This window comes from Variovorax rhizosphaerae (genome assembly GCF_037889975.1).
Lineage (GTDB): Bacteria > Pseudomonadota > Gammaproteobacteria > Burkholderiales > Burkholderiaceae_C > Variovorax > Variovorax rhizosphaerae.
Genome location: NZ_JBBKZT010000011.1, coordinates 242,736 through 257,023 on the forward strand (window position 1 = coordinate 242,736; position 14,288 = coordinate 257,023).

10 protein-coding genes are annotated in these 14,288 nt (G+C 65.9%); 3 read left to right on the forward strand and 7 right to left on the reverse strand.

The window, feature by feature from the left end; translation table 11 throughout:
• Positions 1 to 15: 15 nt before the first annotated feature.
• A complete protein-coding gene (locus tag WKW82_RS23800; protein WP_340344812.1) occupies positions 16 to 1,395 on the reverse strand; it encodes a class-II fumarase/aspartase family protein in 1,380 nt (459 codons plus the stop codon).
• Between the two features lie 105 nt (positions 1,396 to 1,500).
• On the opposite strand from WKW82_RS23800, the gene WKW82_RS23805 reads away from it, so the two are divergent.
• Positions 1,501 to 2,259 carry a GntR family transcriptional regulator gene (locus WKW82_RS23805; RefSeq protein ID WP_340344813.1) on the forward strand — a complete coding sequence of 253 codons (759 nt, stop codon included), beginning with the start codon at positions 1,501 to 1,503 and terminating at the stop codon, positions 2,257 to 2,259.
• A 192-nt stretch (positions 2,260 to 2,451) separates the two neighbouring features.
• Entirely contained in the window at positions 2,452 to 3,246 is a 795-nt protein-coding gene (locus WKW82_RS23810) for a transporter (RefSeq protein ID WP_340344814.1), read from the forward strand.
• Positions 3,247 to 3,312: 66 nt separating this feature from the next.
• Here WKW82_RS23810 and WKW82_RS23815 read toward each other — a convergent pair whose 3' ends face one another.
• The gene (locus tag WKW82_RS23815; protein WP_340344815.1) at positions 3,313 to 5,337 is read right to left on the reverse strand and encodes an acyltransferase family protein; all 2,025 of its coding nucleotides are present in this window, start codon (positions 5,335 to 5,337) and stop codon (positions 3,313 to 3,315) included.
• 531 nt (positions 5,338 to 5,868) lie between these two features.
• On the opposite strand from WKW82_RS23815, the gene WKW82_RS23820 reads away from it, so the two are divergent.
• Complete coding sequence (locus WKW82_RS23820; protein WP_340344816.1) at positions 5,869 to 6,945, forward strand: MBL fold metallo-hydrolase; 1,077 nt, start codon at positions 5,869 to 5,871, stop codon at positions 6,943 to 6,945.
• 224 nt (positions 6,946 to 7,169) lie between these two features.
• On the opposite strand, the gene WKW82_RS23825 is transcribed toward WKW82_RS23820, so the two are convergent.
• The 5 genes from WKW82_RS23825 to WKW82_RS23845 all read right to left on the reverse strand — a co-directional run bounded on the left by WKW82_RS23825 (position 7,170) and on the right by WKW82_RS23845 (position 14,059).
• Positions 7,170 to 7,349, reverse strand: coding sequence for a hypothetical protein (locus WKW82_RS23825; protein ID WP_340344817.1), 180 nt, complete (start codon positions 7,347 to 7,349; stop codon positions 7,170 to 7,172).
• Between the two features lie 38 nt (positions 7,350 to 7,387).
• Positions 7,388 to 9,781, reverse strand: a complete 2,394-nt coding sequence (parC, locus tag WKW82_RS23830; protein ID WP_340344818.1) for a DNA topoisomerase IV subunit A — start codon at positions 9,779 to 9,781, stop codon at positions 7,388 to 7,390.
• A 52-nt stretch (positions 9,782 to 9,833) separates the two neighbouring features.
• Complete coding sequence (locus tag WKW82_RS23835) at positions 9,834 to 10,940, reverse strand: Kelch repeat-containing protein (RefSeq protein WP_340344819.1); 1,107 nt, start codon at positions 10,938 to 10,940, stop codon at positions 9,834 to 9,836.
• 200 nt (positions 10,941 to 11,140) lie between these two features.
• The gene (locus tag WKW82_RS23840; protein ID WP_340344820.1) at positions 11,141 to 12,019 is read right to left on the reverse strand and encodes a lytic transglycosylase domain-containing protein; all 879 of its coding nucleotides are present in this window, start codon (positions 12,017 to 12,019) and stop codon (positions 11,141 to 11,143) included.
• A 54-nt stretch (positions 12,020 to 12,073) separates the two neighbouring features.
• A complete protein-coding gene (locus WKW82_RS23845) occupies positions 12,074 to 14,059 on the reverse strand; it encodes a DNA topoisomerase IV subunit B (protein WP_340344821.1) in 1,986 nt (661 codons plus the stop codon).
• Between the last annotated feature and the right edge of the window lie 229 nt (positions 14,060 to 14,288).

Genomic DNA, 14,288 nt, shown 5'->3' on the forward strand with positions numbered 1-14,288 from the left:
TCTCTCCTGGTTGCGTCAGGCGCTGATTTGAGCCGACAGCGCGAGCGCGCGATCCACCATCTGCGGTGCGAGGCCGAGGTAGTTGGCGGGATCGGTGAGGCGATCAATGGTGGCGCGGTCGAAGTGCTTCGTGACTTCGGGCAAGGCCGCCAGCGCCTCAGCCAGCGTGCCGCCTTTTTCGTTCACGGCGCGGCAGGCGTCGTAGACCACGTCATGCGCCTGCTGGCGGCCGATGTGCGGCGCCATGCCCATCATCACGGCCTCGGCCACGATCAGGCCCTTGGTGATGCCGAGGTTGTGCGCCATGCGGGCCTCGTCGACGATCAGGCCGCCGAGCGCGAACTTGGCCTGGTGCAGCGCGCCGGAGGTGAGGATGAAGCTTTCCGGAATCGCGATCCACTCCGCATGCCACGGGCCGGTCGCACGCTCGAAGTCCTGCACCATCGCGTCGACCATCAGCCCCGCATGCTGGCGCACCGCCTTCGACGCAGCCAGCATCAGTTCGCTGGAGATCGGATTGCGCTTCTGCGGCATCGTGCTCGACGCACCGCGGCCCTTGACGAAGGGCTCGTAGACCTCGGCGAACTCGGTGGACGCCATGATCATGATGTCCAGCGCGATCTTGCCGAGCGAGCCGGTTACGAGCGCCAGCAGGTTCACCGCTTCGGCGAAACCATCGCGCGCCACATGCCAGGTCGTGGCCGGCACGCCGAGATTCAGTTCCTCGGCCATCGCCTTCTGCACCTCGAAGCCCTTGTCGCCCAGCGAAGCCAGCGTGCCCGCCGCACCCGCGAACTCGACCACCGCAACCCGAGGACGCAGTTCGGCGATGCGCTGCTGGTGCCGGTCGAACATCGCCAGCCAGATCGCGACCTTGTAGCCGAAGGTCACGGGAAGCGCCTGCTGCAGATGGGTACGACCGGCCATCGGCGTGTCGCGGTGCTTTTTGGCGAGCGAGGCCAGGATGGCGCGCAGTTCCCGGATGTCCGCGTCGATGCTGTCCAGCGCATCGCGCACCTGCAGCGCAACGGCCGTGTCCATGATGTCCTGCGTGGTCGCGCCCCAGTGCACATAGCGGCCCGACTCGCCGCACATCGCCACCATCTGATGCACCAGCGGCAGGATCGGGTAGCCGACGATGTCCGTCTCTTCGCGCATGTGGTCGAAGTCGATGCGCTCGATCTTCGATTCACGGGCGATGACCTCCGCCGCTTCCGCAGGGATCACACCGCAGCGCGCCTCGGCACGCGCCAGTGCCACCTCAGCATCGATGTAGCGCTGGATCAGCGCGCCGTCGGAGAAAATCTGGCGCATCTTCTGCGTGCCGAAAGCATCGCGGAACAGGATCGAATCAACGACCGTACTGGCCATGGGGAGCGAAGGATTCTTGGACATGGAGCCTCTTGAAGTTGGAGTGAGATGAGCGACAATATGTTCGGACATATGAGACTTTAATATGTCCGAACATATCTTCAATTTGGGGTTTACCCTTGCATTGCCATGAATGCCGCACTCGAACCCGCACCGCAGAAGGCCACCTTCGGCAACATCGCCCGCCACCTGACGGAAGCGATCACCTCCGGCCACTTCGCCGTGGGCGACCTGCTGCCGACCGAACTGGAGCTGTGCAAGCACTACGGCACCAGCCGCCACACCGTGCGCGCCGCGTTGGCGGAGCTTCAGCAAGTCGGCTTGGTGTCGCGGCGGAAGAACGTCGGCACGCGCGTGGTATCGGCCAAGCCGCGGGCCAGCTTCCGTCCCTCGCTGGCGTCGGTGGACGATCTGGTCCAGTTCGGCGCCGAACACTTGCGGGTGGTCCAATCTGTGGGCGATGAGACGGCGACCGGCGAACTGGCGAAGGAACTGGGCTGTGCGGACGGCACGCGCTGGATGCGCATCTCCAGCCTGCGCCTGATCGGCGACGAGGCGGCCGCCCCCGTCGGCTGGACCGACGTGTACATCGACCCAGCCCATGCCGAGATCGCCGAACTCGCGAAATCGTCGCCGGATGCCTTGATCAGTTCGTTGATCGAGGAGCGCTACGGCCGCCACATCGCAGAGATCCACCAGGACGTCCGCGCATTCACCCTGCAGGACCGCGCCATGGCCGCCGCGCTCCAACTCGAGCCCGGCGCCACTGCGCTGAAGATCGTGCGACGCTACTTCGACGACGACGGCGAAGTGTTCGAGGTATCGGTCACGGTGCATCCGGCCGAACGGTTTTCGGTGTCGATGCGGTTGCAGAGGTCGCCGAAGTAGGCCTCGCTTCCAAAACGCCCGAACTCACCGTTCGTACTCTGCAGTCCGTGCGCGGCTGCAGCGCGAACGCCGCAATAGCACCGACAACCAGTACTTTCGACTGCCTCGTCATGCACCAACCGATACCTTCGTCGCGTTGACGGCACCAGGGCGTGGCGATTTCATGGGTCCATCCACCGGAGAGATGAGCCAATGACCATTCGCCTTTCCTGCGCCTTCCTGACGAGCGCGTTGTCCCTTGTCGCGACGGGCGCGCAGGCGCAGGACGACCTCGCGAAGAAGCTCGTCAATCCGGTGGCCGAACTCATCAGCGTGCCCCTCGAATACAACTACGACCGCCAGTTCGGCACCGCGCGGGACGGCCACCGCAGCCTGATGAATGTGCAGCCTGTCACACCGTTCGGCCTGAACGATGAATGGAACATCATCAGCCGCACCATCGTGCCGATCATCAGCCAGACCGACGTCCGTCCAGGCACCAGCCCGGCGGGGATCGGCGACATCAAGCAGAGCCTGTTCTTCTCACCCAGGACGCTCGGCCCCAGCGGCGCGATCTGGGGCGTCGGCCCGGTGTTCTACCTGCCCACCGGAACGGACTCGCAGTTGAGTGCGCGCAAATGGGGCGGCGGCCCGACCGCCGTGGTGCTGATGCAGGACGGCCACTGGACCTACGGCGCGCTGGTCAATCACATCTGGGCAGCCGGCGGCAACGCGAACCGACGCAACATCAGCAGCACCTACCTCCAGCCCTTCGTCGCCTACACGACGAAGGAGGCCTGGACCTTCGCCGTCAACACCGAATCCAGCTACGACTGGAAGGCCAAACAATGGTCCGTGCCGATCAACGTCACTGTGGGCAAGCTGCTTTTCCTCGGCAAGCAACCGGTCAACCTGACGGCGGGACTGCGCTACTGGGCCGAGGGTCCGAACGCGGGTCCGCACAACCTCGGGTTTCGGCTGAGCGCGAACTTTCTGTTTCCGAAGTAAGGGGTCGACAATGCCTTGGGCGACTCCCTGGCAGCGGCCATGAGGCTCTCGCGTTCGACCAAGCCCTCAGCCCTGCGTCCTGAAAACTTCCGCAAACATCGGCACGAGAAACTTGTTCCCGTATTCACTCAGATGGTTGTCGTCGTAGTAGATCGGGCGCCCGCCTCGCATCGACTCGCACCGACCGTCAGGGCAAAGGTAAGGCAGCGGGTCGAGGATCTTCACGCCGCACTGGTCGTGCGCGGCGTCCTGTGCCGCCAGTACCATCGCGTGCCGCTTTCGATACTCATCGAGGGACACGGAGACGCCCTTGTCCCTGCCGAGTGCCATGGCGCGCGCCACCTGGCGCGGCACGTCGATCCCCATTTCCGGTATCGGGCGCATCAGGTACACCGGGTGGTCCTTCGCGAGCGCGCAGGCACTGTCTGTGAGGCGATGCGAAAAATCGCTGAGGAAGTCCTCGTCGGGGTGTTCATGGGGCCGGTCGAAGTAGACCAGCGGGATGTGAGCGTCGGGGCGCCACGATTCGTCGCGCCCCATGGCGTAGAAGCTGGTGCGGCTGACCAGCACCAGCGGCACATTCGACGGCACTTGCGCGAGCTTGTTCACCGCCCAGTGCATGAAGCCTTCGCAGTCTTCGGTGAGAGGCGCAAGGCCCGGCACCTTTTTGACGCCGAAGATGTTGGGGCATCCGCTATAGCTCCAGTCCATCACCCCGTCGCCATCGTGGGCAACGGCCGCGGCCACGGCCGTCGTCACTGCATCCGCGTGACTATCCCCGAGCACGATGGCGGTCAAGCGCTGGCCACCGAACATGCATGACGGCGACGAGACGCCCGACATCGTGAGGCAGCTGTACTGGTTCGGCTTGCGGTTGGTGCTTTGTTCCGCCACGTTGTCGATCCGTTCGCCGAGGCGCCCCGGCACGCCATCCCGAGTCCACACCCACCTGCTGGGAAGCGCCACCGCAGCGGTCGCGACCATCAAGAGTGCGAGACTGGCCGGCAGCGGCAGCTTTCGAAGGTGCCGGCGGGCAGGCGCTTCCACCACGCGGTACGCAACTGCGCCGAGCACGACGGTCGAAGCCAGGCCGAAACTGGTGGTCGCCGCCCCGCCCGGCCACTCCAGGTACAGCAGTCCCACGACGACCGGCCAGTGCCAGAGGTAGAGCGAATACGAACGCGTGCCGAGCCATTGCACAAGGACATTCCCGGTCCATGGCGACTGCGCGCGGGCCGCGACAAGGACCATGACCGTTCCGCAGACCGGCAGCAGGCCGCGCCAGCCCTGCGACGACGGGAGCGCGTTGAGGAACAGCGCCGCGGCAACGATCAAGCCAAGGCCTGCGAGCTCCATTGCCAACCCCAGGCGACCGCTGCCGGGGGTTGCCTGCGGAAACAGGAACACCAACCCGCCAGCGAGCATCTCCCAGGCGCGCGCCGGCAACAGGTAGAACGCGGCCCCCGGGTCTCGTGCCGCAAGGATCTGCGCCCAGCCCAGGGACGCGACCAGGCCAGCAGCCATCAAGAGCGTCAGGAGCGTGCGACCCGGGCGGATCTTCCACGCGCCCATCAGCGCCAGCGGCAGCAGCACATAGAACTGCCATTCGACAGCCAGGGACCAGGTGTGCAACAGCCATTTGTCGTGCGACGAAACATCGAAATAACCCGCCTCGCGCCAAAACTGATGGTTCGACAGGAACGTCAACGCGAACGCGACGTGCTTGCCCAGCAAGCGGTAATCGATGGTGCTCATCACGAACCAACCCACCAGCAGCAACGCGGTGCATAGCCCGACGAGTGCGGGCAGGATTCGCCGCCCCCGGGCCAGGTAGAACGCCACCAATGAAAAGCCGCGGGGGCTTTCCAGGCCGCGCACCACGATGCCGGTCATCAGAAAACCGGAAATCACGTAGAAGACATCGACGCCGATGAACCCACCACCCAAACCCGGCACATCGAAGTGGTAGAGCATCACGGCGATCACCGCCCATGCCCGCAGGCCGTTGACGTCGGCACGAAACCGCGAGGCCGGCGAAAGCGCCGACGCGGGCGCTGTCGTCAACGATTGCAATGCATCGGCCGCGGCCACATGAACCTCATGAGTTGGGTCACTTCGCACATGCGAAAGTATTAAGCGACGTAACACAATTGTGTCTTCCACAAGCATTCAATGCAAAACAAAGTGTCCAAAAAATCACGTTCTTGACGGCGCTCTCCGGTGCTCGCTGGAGCGCTCGATTTCACGGCGCTTGAATCCAGCCGCCAGGCCACTTGGCAGTCCGGGATTCACCGAGCCCCTCATCGTGCGTTGCACGCCACCTCGATCGGTGAAGGCGCGGCAGGCCCCGAGGCTCACGATGCCTTCGCCGCGCTTCAGCGTTGGGGCTCGAGCGAATCTCCTGGCAGCGCTTGGCGCTGGACGCCCTCAAGACCCGGTTGCGCAGCGTCCCATTGAACGTCGGCGACGCGCAACGGTGCAACAGCGCCGTCACGCGCGCATCCTGATCCTTCGAGGCCTGACCCACTTGCGGAGCGCGTACGGCGCAGGGCCTCCGCCAGGATGGGCCGCTGGAGCGAAAGAGTCGGTGGCCAGCGAGGCGCTTCAACTATCCTCGAGCGGATGATCGCTACCCGCCTGCTGCTCGCATCCGCCATCGCCCTCGTCACCGCCTGCGGAAGTTCCGGCGCCTGCGAATCGCCCTATTCCGCGTCGCCCCAGTTCAAGGACTGCGGCTTCGTCAACGCACCGAACCCCGACGCGAAACCCACGGCCAACGCGGCCCGGATCTGGTGGCGCTTCCTGGTCGGCACCAAGACCGATACCGTACCCGTCGACGCCATTCCCGTGCGACCGCTGACCACCGCGCAACTGGAAGCGCTCGACCCGCAAGCCAACCACGTCATCCGCATCGGCCACGCATCGACCTTGCTCAAGCTGCGCGGCAAGTTCTGGCTGACCGACCCGATGTTCAGCGAGCGCGCCTCGCCCTTCGGCTTCATGGGTCCGAAGCGCTTTCATGCGCCGCCCATCGCGTTGCAGCAGTTGCCGGCCATCGAGGGCGTGATCATCTCGCACGACCACTACGACCACCTCGACGCGCCCACCATCGAATACCTGGCGCAGCGCGCGCAACGCTTCTTCGTGCCGCTGGCCGTGGGCAAGCGTTTGCTGTCGATGGGCGTGCCGGCCGAGCGCATCACCGAACTTGACTGGTGGCAATCGGCCAAGCAGGGCGAGGTGCAGGTCACCGCCACGCCGTCGCAGCATTTCTCCGGCCGCACCCTCTCTGACCGCAGCGAGACGCTGTGGGCCTCCTGGGTGATCCAGAGCGGGCCGCAGCGCATCTTCTACAGCGGCGACACGGGCTACTTCGACGGCTTCAAGAAGATCGGCGAGCGCTTCGGCGGCTTCGACCTGGCGATGATCGAGAACGGCCAGTACGACGCGTGGTGGCCGTCGGTGCACATGACGCCGGAGGAAGATATCCAGGCCTTCGAGGACCTGCGCGCCAAGGTGCTGCTGCCCGTGCACAACAGCACCTTCGACCTCGCCTTCCACACCTGGCACACGCCGCTCGACCGCATCGCGGACCTGGCGGCGGAGAAGAGGATCGACATCGCGACGCCGGAGATCGGTGAAGTGGTCACCGTGGGCCAGCCGCGCACCAACGTGCGCTGGTGGGCTGGGCTCAAGTAGTCACCGAGCCCAGTAGATCGGGGCGGAAAAACCGCTGAGAGCGCGCCGCGATCGGCGTGCCAGGCAAGGGTGAGCGCTGCGGCTCCAATGGCCCTTGAGGGCCATTGGACAGCGCGAACGGACTCAGCCTCAGGCTGAGTCGCGCCCTGCAAGGGAGAGGACGCCGTGGGCTCCCGCCCACAAGGACGAGCAACGCCGCATGGCGCGGCGAGCGCGGTGCGATCTCAGCGGTTTTCGCGGCGTTCGCGTGCGCGGCGGACCTGCCGGCTCTCGTTCGATTTCGCCACGATCACCTCTTTCTGCACTTTCTTTTCCTTGCGGTTGCGCGAAAGCTTGCGGGCGATGAAAAAGCACGCGGTGCCGCTGACGACGGCGAGTCCGGTGGCGATGGCTCCGACTTCCATGATGAATCTGTCTCCGGGTTTTGTTGTGGGTTGCGCGACTATTGCACGCGCACGATGCTGGCTGGCTTGAATCCCAGGTCGGCGGCCTTGCCTTTGCGCGCCCGCGTGCCGCGTGCGTTGTTCAGGGTGCGGATCTCCAGCGTCTCGTCGCGCTCCTTGCCGCCGCGCCCGATGCCATCGATCCGCACGCTGCGCGTGTAGGCCGCGGCGCCCGCGAGCGTGTCCTTGGCGTCGAGGTCGATCAGCGTGAGCCCGCGCCCGCCCTTCGGCAACACCTTCAGCTCCGCGATGTCGAAGGTCAGGATGCGCCCGCCCGTCGACGCGCAGGCCACATGCGTCGCGGCCGGCATCGGCTCCGCGCCACTCGCGCCGCCCACCAGCGACGGACGGCACAGCTGCTCGCCCTCGCCCACGTCGACAAAGGCCTTGCCGCCGCGCTGCCGCGAGGTCATGTTCTCCACCGTCGCGATGAAGCCATAGCCGCCCGTGTTCGACAGCAGCAGGCTCGCGCCCAACGGCCCGGCGAAGTAATGCGCCACATGCGTGCCGCTTTCCAGGTCGAGCAAGGTCGTCACCGGTTGCCCGTCGCCGCGACCGCCCGGCAGCGAAGCCACCGGCACGGTGTAGACGCGCACCGTCTTGTCCTTGGCCGTGCCGAACACCAGTAGCGTGTCGACCGAGCGGCATTCGAAGGCGTCGTACAGCGCATCGCCGGACTTGAAGCTGTACTCCGCCGGCGCGCCGTTGCCGCCCGCCGCCTTCTCGCTGGCCCAGCCTTTCTGCGCACGCACCCAGCCCTTCTGCGAGACGATCACCGTCACCGGTTCGTCGACCACCTTCACCTCGGCCACGGCGCGCTTCTCCGCCTGGATCAGCGTGCGGCGCGGGTCCTCGAAAGTCTTCGCGTCCTGCTCGATTTCCTTCACCAGCAGCCGGCGCAAGGCGGCCGGACTGCCGAGGATGTCTTCCAGCTTCTTCTGCTCGTCGCGCAGGCCTTTGAGCTCCTGCTCGATCTTGATGGCCTCCAGCCGCGCCAGTTGACGCAGGCGGATTTCAAGGATGTCCTCGGCCTGCCGCTCGCTGAGATTGAAGCGCGCGATCAACGCCGCCTTCGGATCTTCCGCCGCGCGGATGATCGCGATCACCTCGTCGATGTTGAGCAGCACCAGCTGCCGCCCCTCGAGGATGTGGATGCGGTCCAGCACCTTGTCCAGCCGGTGCCGCGAACGCTTCTCGACCGTGATCTCGCGGAACGCGATCCACTCGTTGAGCATCTGCCGCAGCGACTTCTGCGTCGGCTTGCCGTCGATGCCGACCATCGTCAGGTTGATCGGCGACGAAGTCTCCAGCGAGGTCTGTGCCAGCAGCGTGGTGACGAACTCATCCTGGCTGATGCGCGAAGTCTTGGGCTCGAACACCAGCCGCACCGCCGCGTCCTTGCTCGACTCGTCGCGCACCACGTCCAGCACCGACAGCATCGCCGCCTTGAGCTGCGTCTGCTCCGTGCTGAGCGCCTTCTTGCCGGTCTTGATCTTCGGGTTGGTGATCTCCTCGATCTCTTCCAGCACCTTCTGCGTGCTCACGCCGGGCGGCAGTTCGTTGACCACCAACTGCCACTGGCCGCGCGCCAGATCCTCGATCTTCCAGCGCGCCCGCACCTTCAGCGAGCCGCGTCCCGTTCGATACGCGTCGGCAATGTCGGTCGCACTGCTGATGATCTGCGCGCCGCCCGGATAGTCCGGGCCGGGCACGATGGCGAACAATTCTTCTTCGCTGAGCTTGCCGTTGGTCTTGATCAGCGCCACGCAGGCATCGGCGATCTCGCGCAGGTTGTGGCTCGGGATTTCCGTCGCCAGGCCCACGGCGATGCCGCTCGCACCGTTGAGCAGCGTGAACGGCAGGCGCGCCGGCAACAAGCGCGGCTCCTCGGTCGAGCCGTCGTAGTTGGGCACGAAGTCCACCGTGCCTTCGTCGATCTCGTCCAGCAACAGGCTGGTGATACGCGCGAGCCGCGCTTCCGTGTAGCGCATCGCCGCTGCGCCGTCGCCATCGCGGCTGCCGAAGTTGCCTTGGCCATCGACCAGCGGATAGCGCTGCGAGAAGTCCTGCGCCATGCGCACCAGCGCGTCGTACGCGGCCTGGTCGCTGTGCGGATGGAAGCGGCCGAGCACGTCGCCGACCACGCGTGCGCTCTTCACCGGCTTGGCACCGACCGTGCCATTCGCACCGCCAAAGCCGAGCCCCATGCGCGACATCGAATAGAGGATGCGCCGTTGCACCGGTTTCTGGCCGTCGCACACGTCGGGCAGCGCGCGGCCCTTGACCACGCTCAGCGCGTATTCGAGGTAGGCCTGTTGCGCGTAGTCGGCCAGCGTGATGCCGGTGCCGTCGTCTTCGGGTGGCAAGAGGTCGAGCGTCGGTTCGGAGTCCATGAGCAGAAAGTTTCGAGAGAAAAATTGAAATGCAGGGATGCGCCGCGCGGCGTCACCCCAATGTGAAGGCCTCGTGCACGGCCGACTGCACCGATCCGCCGAGCACCGCGCCGCCGCCCGCGACGTAGATCCAGTCGCCGATCAGCGCCGCGCCCACCGCGTGTCGCGGCGTCGGCATTGGCGCATGCTGCTGCCAGGTGTCGGAGGCGGGATCGTAGCTCTCCATCTGGCCGAACACCTTGGCCTGCCTCGGAATGCCGCCGGGCAGCAGCACACCGCCCTCGCCGCCCATCGCGTAGAAGCGGCCACGGTAGACGACCAGGCCATGGCCCGATCGCGCCGTGGGCAGCGGTGAACGCAGCTCCCACGTGTCGCGCGCCGGCAGGTAGACGTGGTGCAGGTCGGTGTTGTATTCGAAGGTGTTGAAGCGCCCGCCGATCACATGGATCTGGCCGTTGTGCGCGACGCAGCCCACATGGTCGCGCGCACCGGGCAGCGCCTTGCGCGTCGTCCACTTGTCAGCCCTCGGGTCGTAGACCTCGTGCCAGCCGACGCTCGCGCGTTCGGCCGCCGGCTCCGACGCACCGCCGATCAGGTGCAGCGATCCATCGAGCACCACGGCCGCCGCGGCGCCGCGCGGACGCGGCAACGGCGCGATCGTGCTCCACCGATTGGCCGCGATGTCGTAGACATAGGCGTTGGTGTCGGAGCGCCGGTTCTGCTCGACGAAGCCGCCCAGCGCATAGACCCTGCCGCCATCGGCCGCCACCGCGACATGGTTGGCCCCACGAGGCAGCGGTGCGCCATCGAGCCAGCGATCCGCCGCCGGGTCGTAGATGTGGTGATAGTCGCGATTCACCGCGCCTTCGCCATAGCCGCCCACCACATGCATGCGCCCTTGCGCCGCCGTGGCCCAGGCCATCTCGCTGCGCGGAATCGGCAAGGCCGCACGCGTCACCCAACGGCCCGCGGGCCCCTTGGGGGCGGGGCTGTCGATGACGCGCTGCGACTCCTGCTCCGGCGTCATGTGATGCGGCACGCCGCCCTGCAACTTCGCGAAGGGCTCGGTGGCCGACGGCGCCGCGGGCAGCGACTGCGCGCGCGCCGCACCGGTCCACGCACAGGTCGTGGCGGCGAGCAGCAGGGATCGACGTTGCATGACGGGTTCCTCGGGTGGCGACAAGGCGGCGCGTGCGTTCAGAAGGTGTGAATCGATCCGGCGTGGTCGAGCGGGCCGTCAAAACGCGTCCGATCAAGGCGCAAAGCAAAGCCATGGCTTGGGCCAAGCCGAGCATTTGCACCGCCGAGCGGGCGTTGTTTGACGGATCGAGCGGGCATGGCGGGTTCGTTCACACCGTCTCAGGACGCAGGCGCTTCGAGCGGTCGGGCGGGCGCTGCGGTCGGCTCGGGCAAGTGCGGCATCGCAGGCATGTTGCGCGAGTCCGGCGGCATGTTGCCACGGCCCACCGCCCCGCCCTTCGGCACTACCATCTCCATGCGCACGCGCCCCGGCGTCTTGCCCCCGCGCCCAGTGCCGGCACCCGCGCCAGGCTTCAGGTAGGCGTAGAGCTGCAACACCGTCTGCACATAGTCCTGCGTCTCGCGGTAGTTCGGGATCTTGTTGCCCGCGCGCTGCACCGCGCCTTCGCCAGCGTTGTAGGCCGCGAGCGCCAGTTCGATCTGTCCTGGGAACATCGCGATCAGGTCGCGGAAGTAGCGCGAGCCGGTCGCGATGTTGATGCGCGGGTCGTACAGCTTCTCTTCGATGGTCCCGCGCTTGTCGCCCTGCACGCCGTAGCGCTCGGCCGTCGCCGGCATCACCTGCATCAAGCCCATCGCGCCCTTGGGTGACAGCGCCTGCGCATCGAAGCCCGATTCGGTCGCGACCAGCGCCTGCAGCAACTCATAGTCGATCGCATGGCGCTTCGACGCGTCCTGCAACGCGGTCTTGGCGACCTTGTAGTTCGGCGATTTCTCGAACATCGCGACCAGCGATTGCGACACCGCCGGTACCTTGCCACTGCCGCGCCGCCCCGGCGTGCCGATGCCCTCAGTCGTGTCGAAGCTCTGCCCGCCCTTGAAGAACAACTGGTAGCGCGCATCCAGCTTCTCCGATGCGAAATGCGCCATGCCCTTTTCGTCCATGTAGCCATAGATGTCGGCCGCGAACGCGCCGTGCTGCGCGATCAGCAACAGCACCAGCGCAATCCATCGACGGAAAAGGCCAGATTGATTCACTTCGTGATTCGCAAGCCGGACATCCTCCTCCCGAAGGACGAGGACGCACATCAACTAGACATCGATCTCCACATCATCGCCACGTAACTCCATCAGGTCGCGCCGCGCGGCGGCTTCACCCTTGCCCATGAGTTTGGTGATCTCTCCCTGAGTCTGCGTGAAATCCAAGCGGCCGAGTTGCACCTGCAACAGGCGGCGCGTGTCCGGATTCAGCGTGGTCTCCCACAACTGCTCCGCACTCATTTCACCCAGGCCCTTGAAGCGACTGATGCTCCACGCGCCTTCCTTCACGCCATCCTTGCGCAGCTTGTCCAGCGTGGCCGTGAGTTCGCCTTCGTCCAGCGCATACACCTTCGACGCCGGCTTCTTGCCCCGCGCCGGCGCATCGATGCGGAACAGCGGCGGCTTGGCCACATACACGTTACCCGCATCGATGAGCTTCGGAAAGTGCCGGAAGAACAGCGTCAGCAGCAGCACCTGGATGTGCGAGCCGTCCACGTCCGCATCGCTCAGGATGCAGATCTTGCCGTAGCGCAGGCCGCTCATGTCGGGCGTGTCGGTCGGCCCGTGCGGGTCTACGCCGATGGCCACCGAAATGTCGTGGATTTCGTTGTTGGCAAACAGCCTGTCGCGCTCGACTTCCCAGGTGTTCAGCACCTTGCCGCGCAAGGGCAGGATCGCCTGCGACTCCTTGTCGCGGCCCATCTTCGCGCTGCCGCCGGCCGAGTCGCCCTCGACCAGGAAGACTTCGTTGTGCGCCGTGTCCTTGCTCTCGCAATCGGTCAGCTTGCCAGGCAGCACGGCCACGCCGGAGCCCTTGCGTTTCTCGACCTTCTGGCCCGCCTTCTGCCTGGACTGCGCCGCCTTGATCGCCAGTTCGGCCAGCTTCTTGCCGTAGTCGACGTGCTGGTTCAGCCACAGCTCCAGCGCAGGACGCACGAAGCTGGACACCAGCCGCACCGCATCGCGCGAGTTCAGTCGTTCCTTGATCTGCCCCTGGAACTGCGGGTCCAGCACCTTGGCGCTCAACACATAGGAAGCGCGGGCGAACACGTCTTCCGGCAGCAGCTTCACGCCCTTGGGCAGTAGCGAATGCAGTTCCACGAAGCCCTTGACGGCGTTGAACAGCCCATCACGCAAGCCGCTTTCATGCGTGCCGCCAGCACTGGTTGGAATCAGGTTGACGTAGCTCTCACGCACCGGCTGACCTTCCTCGGTGAAGGCCACGCACCAGTCGGCGCCTTCGCCCTCGGCAAAGTTGTCGGCGTTCTTGTCCGCATGGCCCGCGCCTTCGAACAGCGGGATCACCGGCTCGCCATTGAGCGTCTGCATCAGGTAGTCGCGCAGGCCGCCCTTGTAGAGCCAGGTCTGCGTGTCTTTCGTCTTCTCGACCACGAGCGTGACCGTCACGCCCGGCATCAGCACGGCCTTGCTGCGCAGCAGGTGCGTCAGTTCGTTCACCGGCAAGGTGGCCGTCTCGAAATACTTGGCGTCAGGCCAGGCGCGCACCGTCGTGCCCTGCTTGCGGTCGCCGTTGCCGCTGACCTGCGCGCGGATCTGCAGCGGCTCGATCACGTCGCCGGCCGAGAAGGCCAATTGCGCGACCGAGCCTTCGCGATACGACACCACTTCCAGCCGCGTCGACAGCGCGTTGGTCACCGAGACGCCCACGCCATGCAAGCCGCCCGAGAAGCTGTAGGCCCCGCCCGACCCCTTGTCGAACTTGCCGCCCGCATGCAGCCGCGTGAACACCAGTTCGACCACCGGCGCCTGTTCCTCCGGATGCAGCCCGAACGGAATGCCGCGGCCATCGTCCTCGACGCTCACCGAGCCGTCGAGGTGCATCGTGACCTTGATCTTCTTGCCGTAGCCCGCGAGCGCCTCGTCGGCCGCGTTGTCGAGCACTTCCTGGATGATGTGCAGCGGGTTGTCGGTGCGGGTGTACATGCCCGGCCGCTGCTTGACGGGCTCGAGCCCCTTGAGAACGCGGATCGAGCCTTCGGAATACGCCTGGGGAATTGTCTTGCTGGGGGTTGCCATGGGGGCGGATTGTAGTGAGCCAGCCCGCCAAAAACTGGATGTCCATACAGACAACTTCCGTGCCTGATGCGCGAGGCCACCACTTCGCGATCCAGCTCGCGCAGCCAGCCACACACGCGAACCCGCGCGGCAAATGGCGCGAGATGCCAACGCCCCCGGGCTGCCGCCCCCCGCCTATCCCTCCTTCACATCCAAGCACCGCTTGCAACCCCGTTGGCGGCCGCCGCAA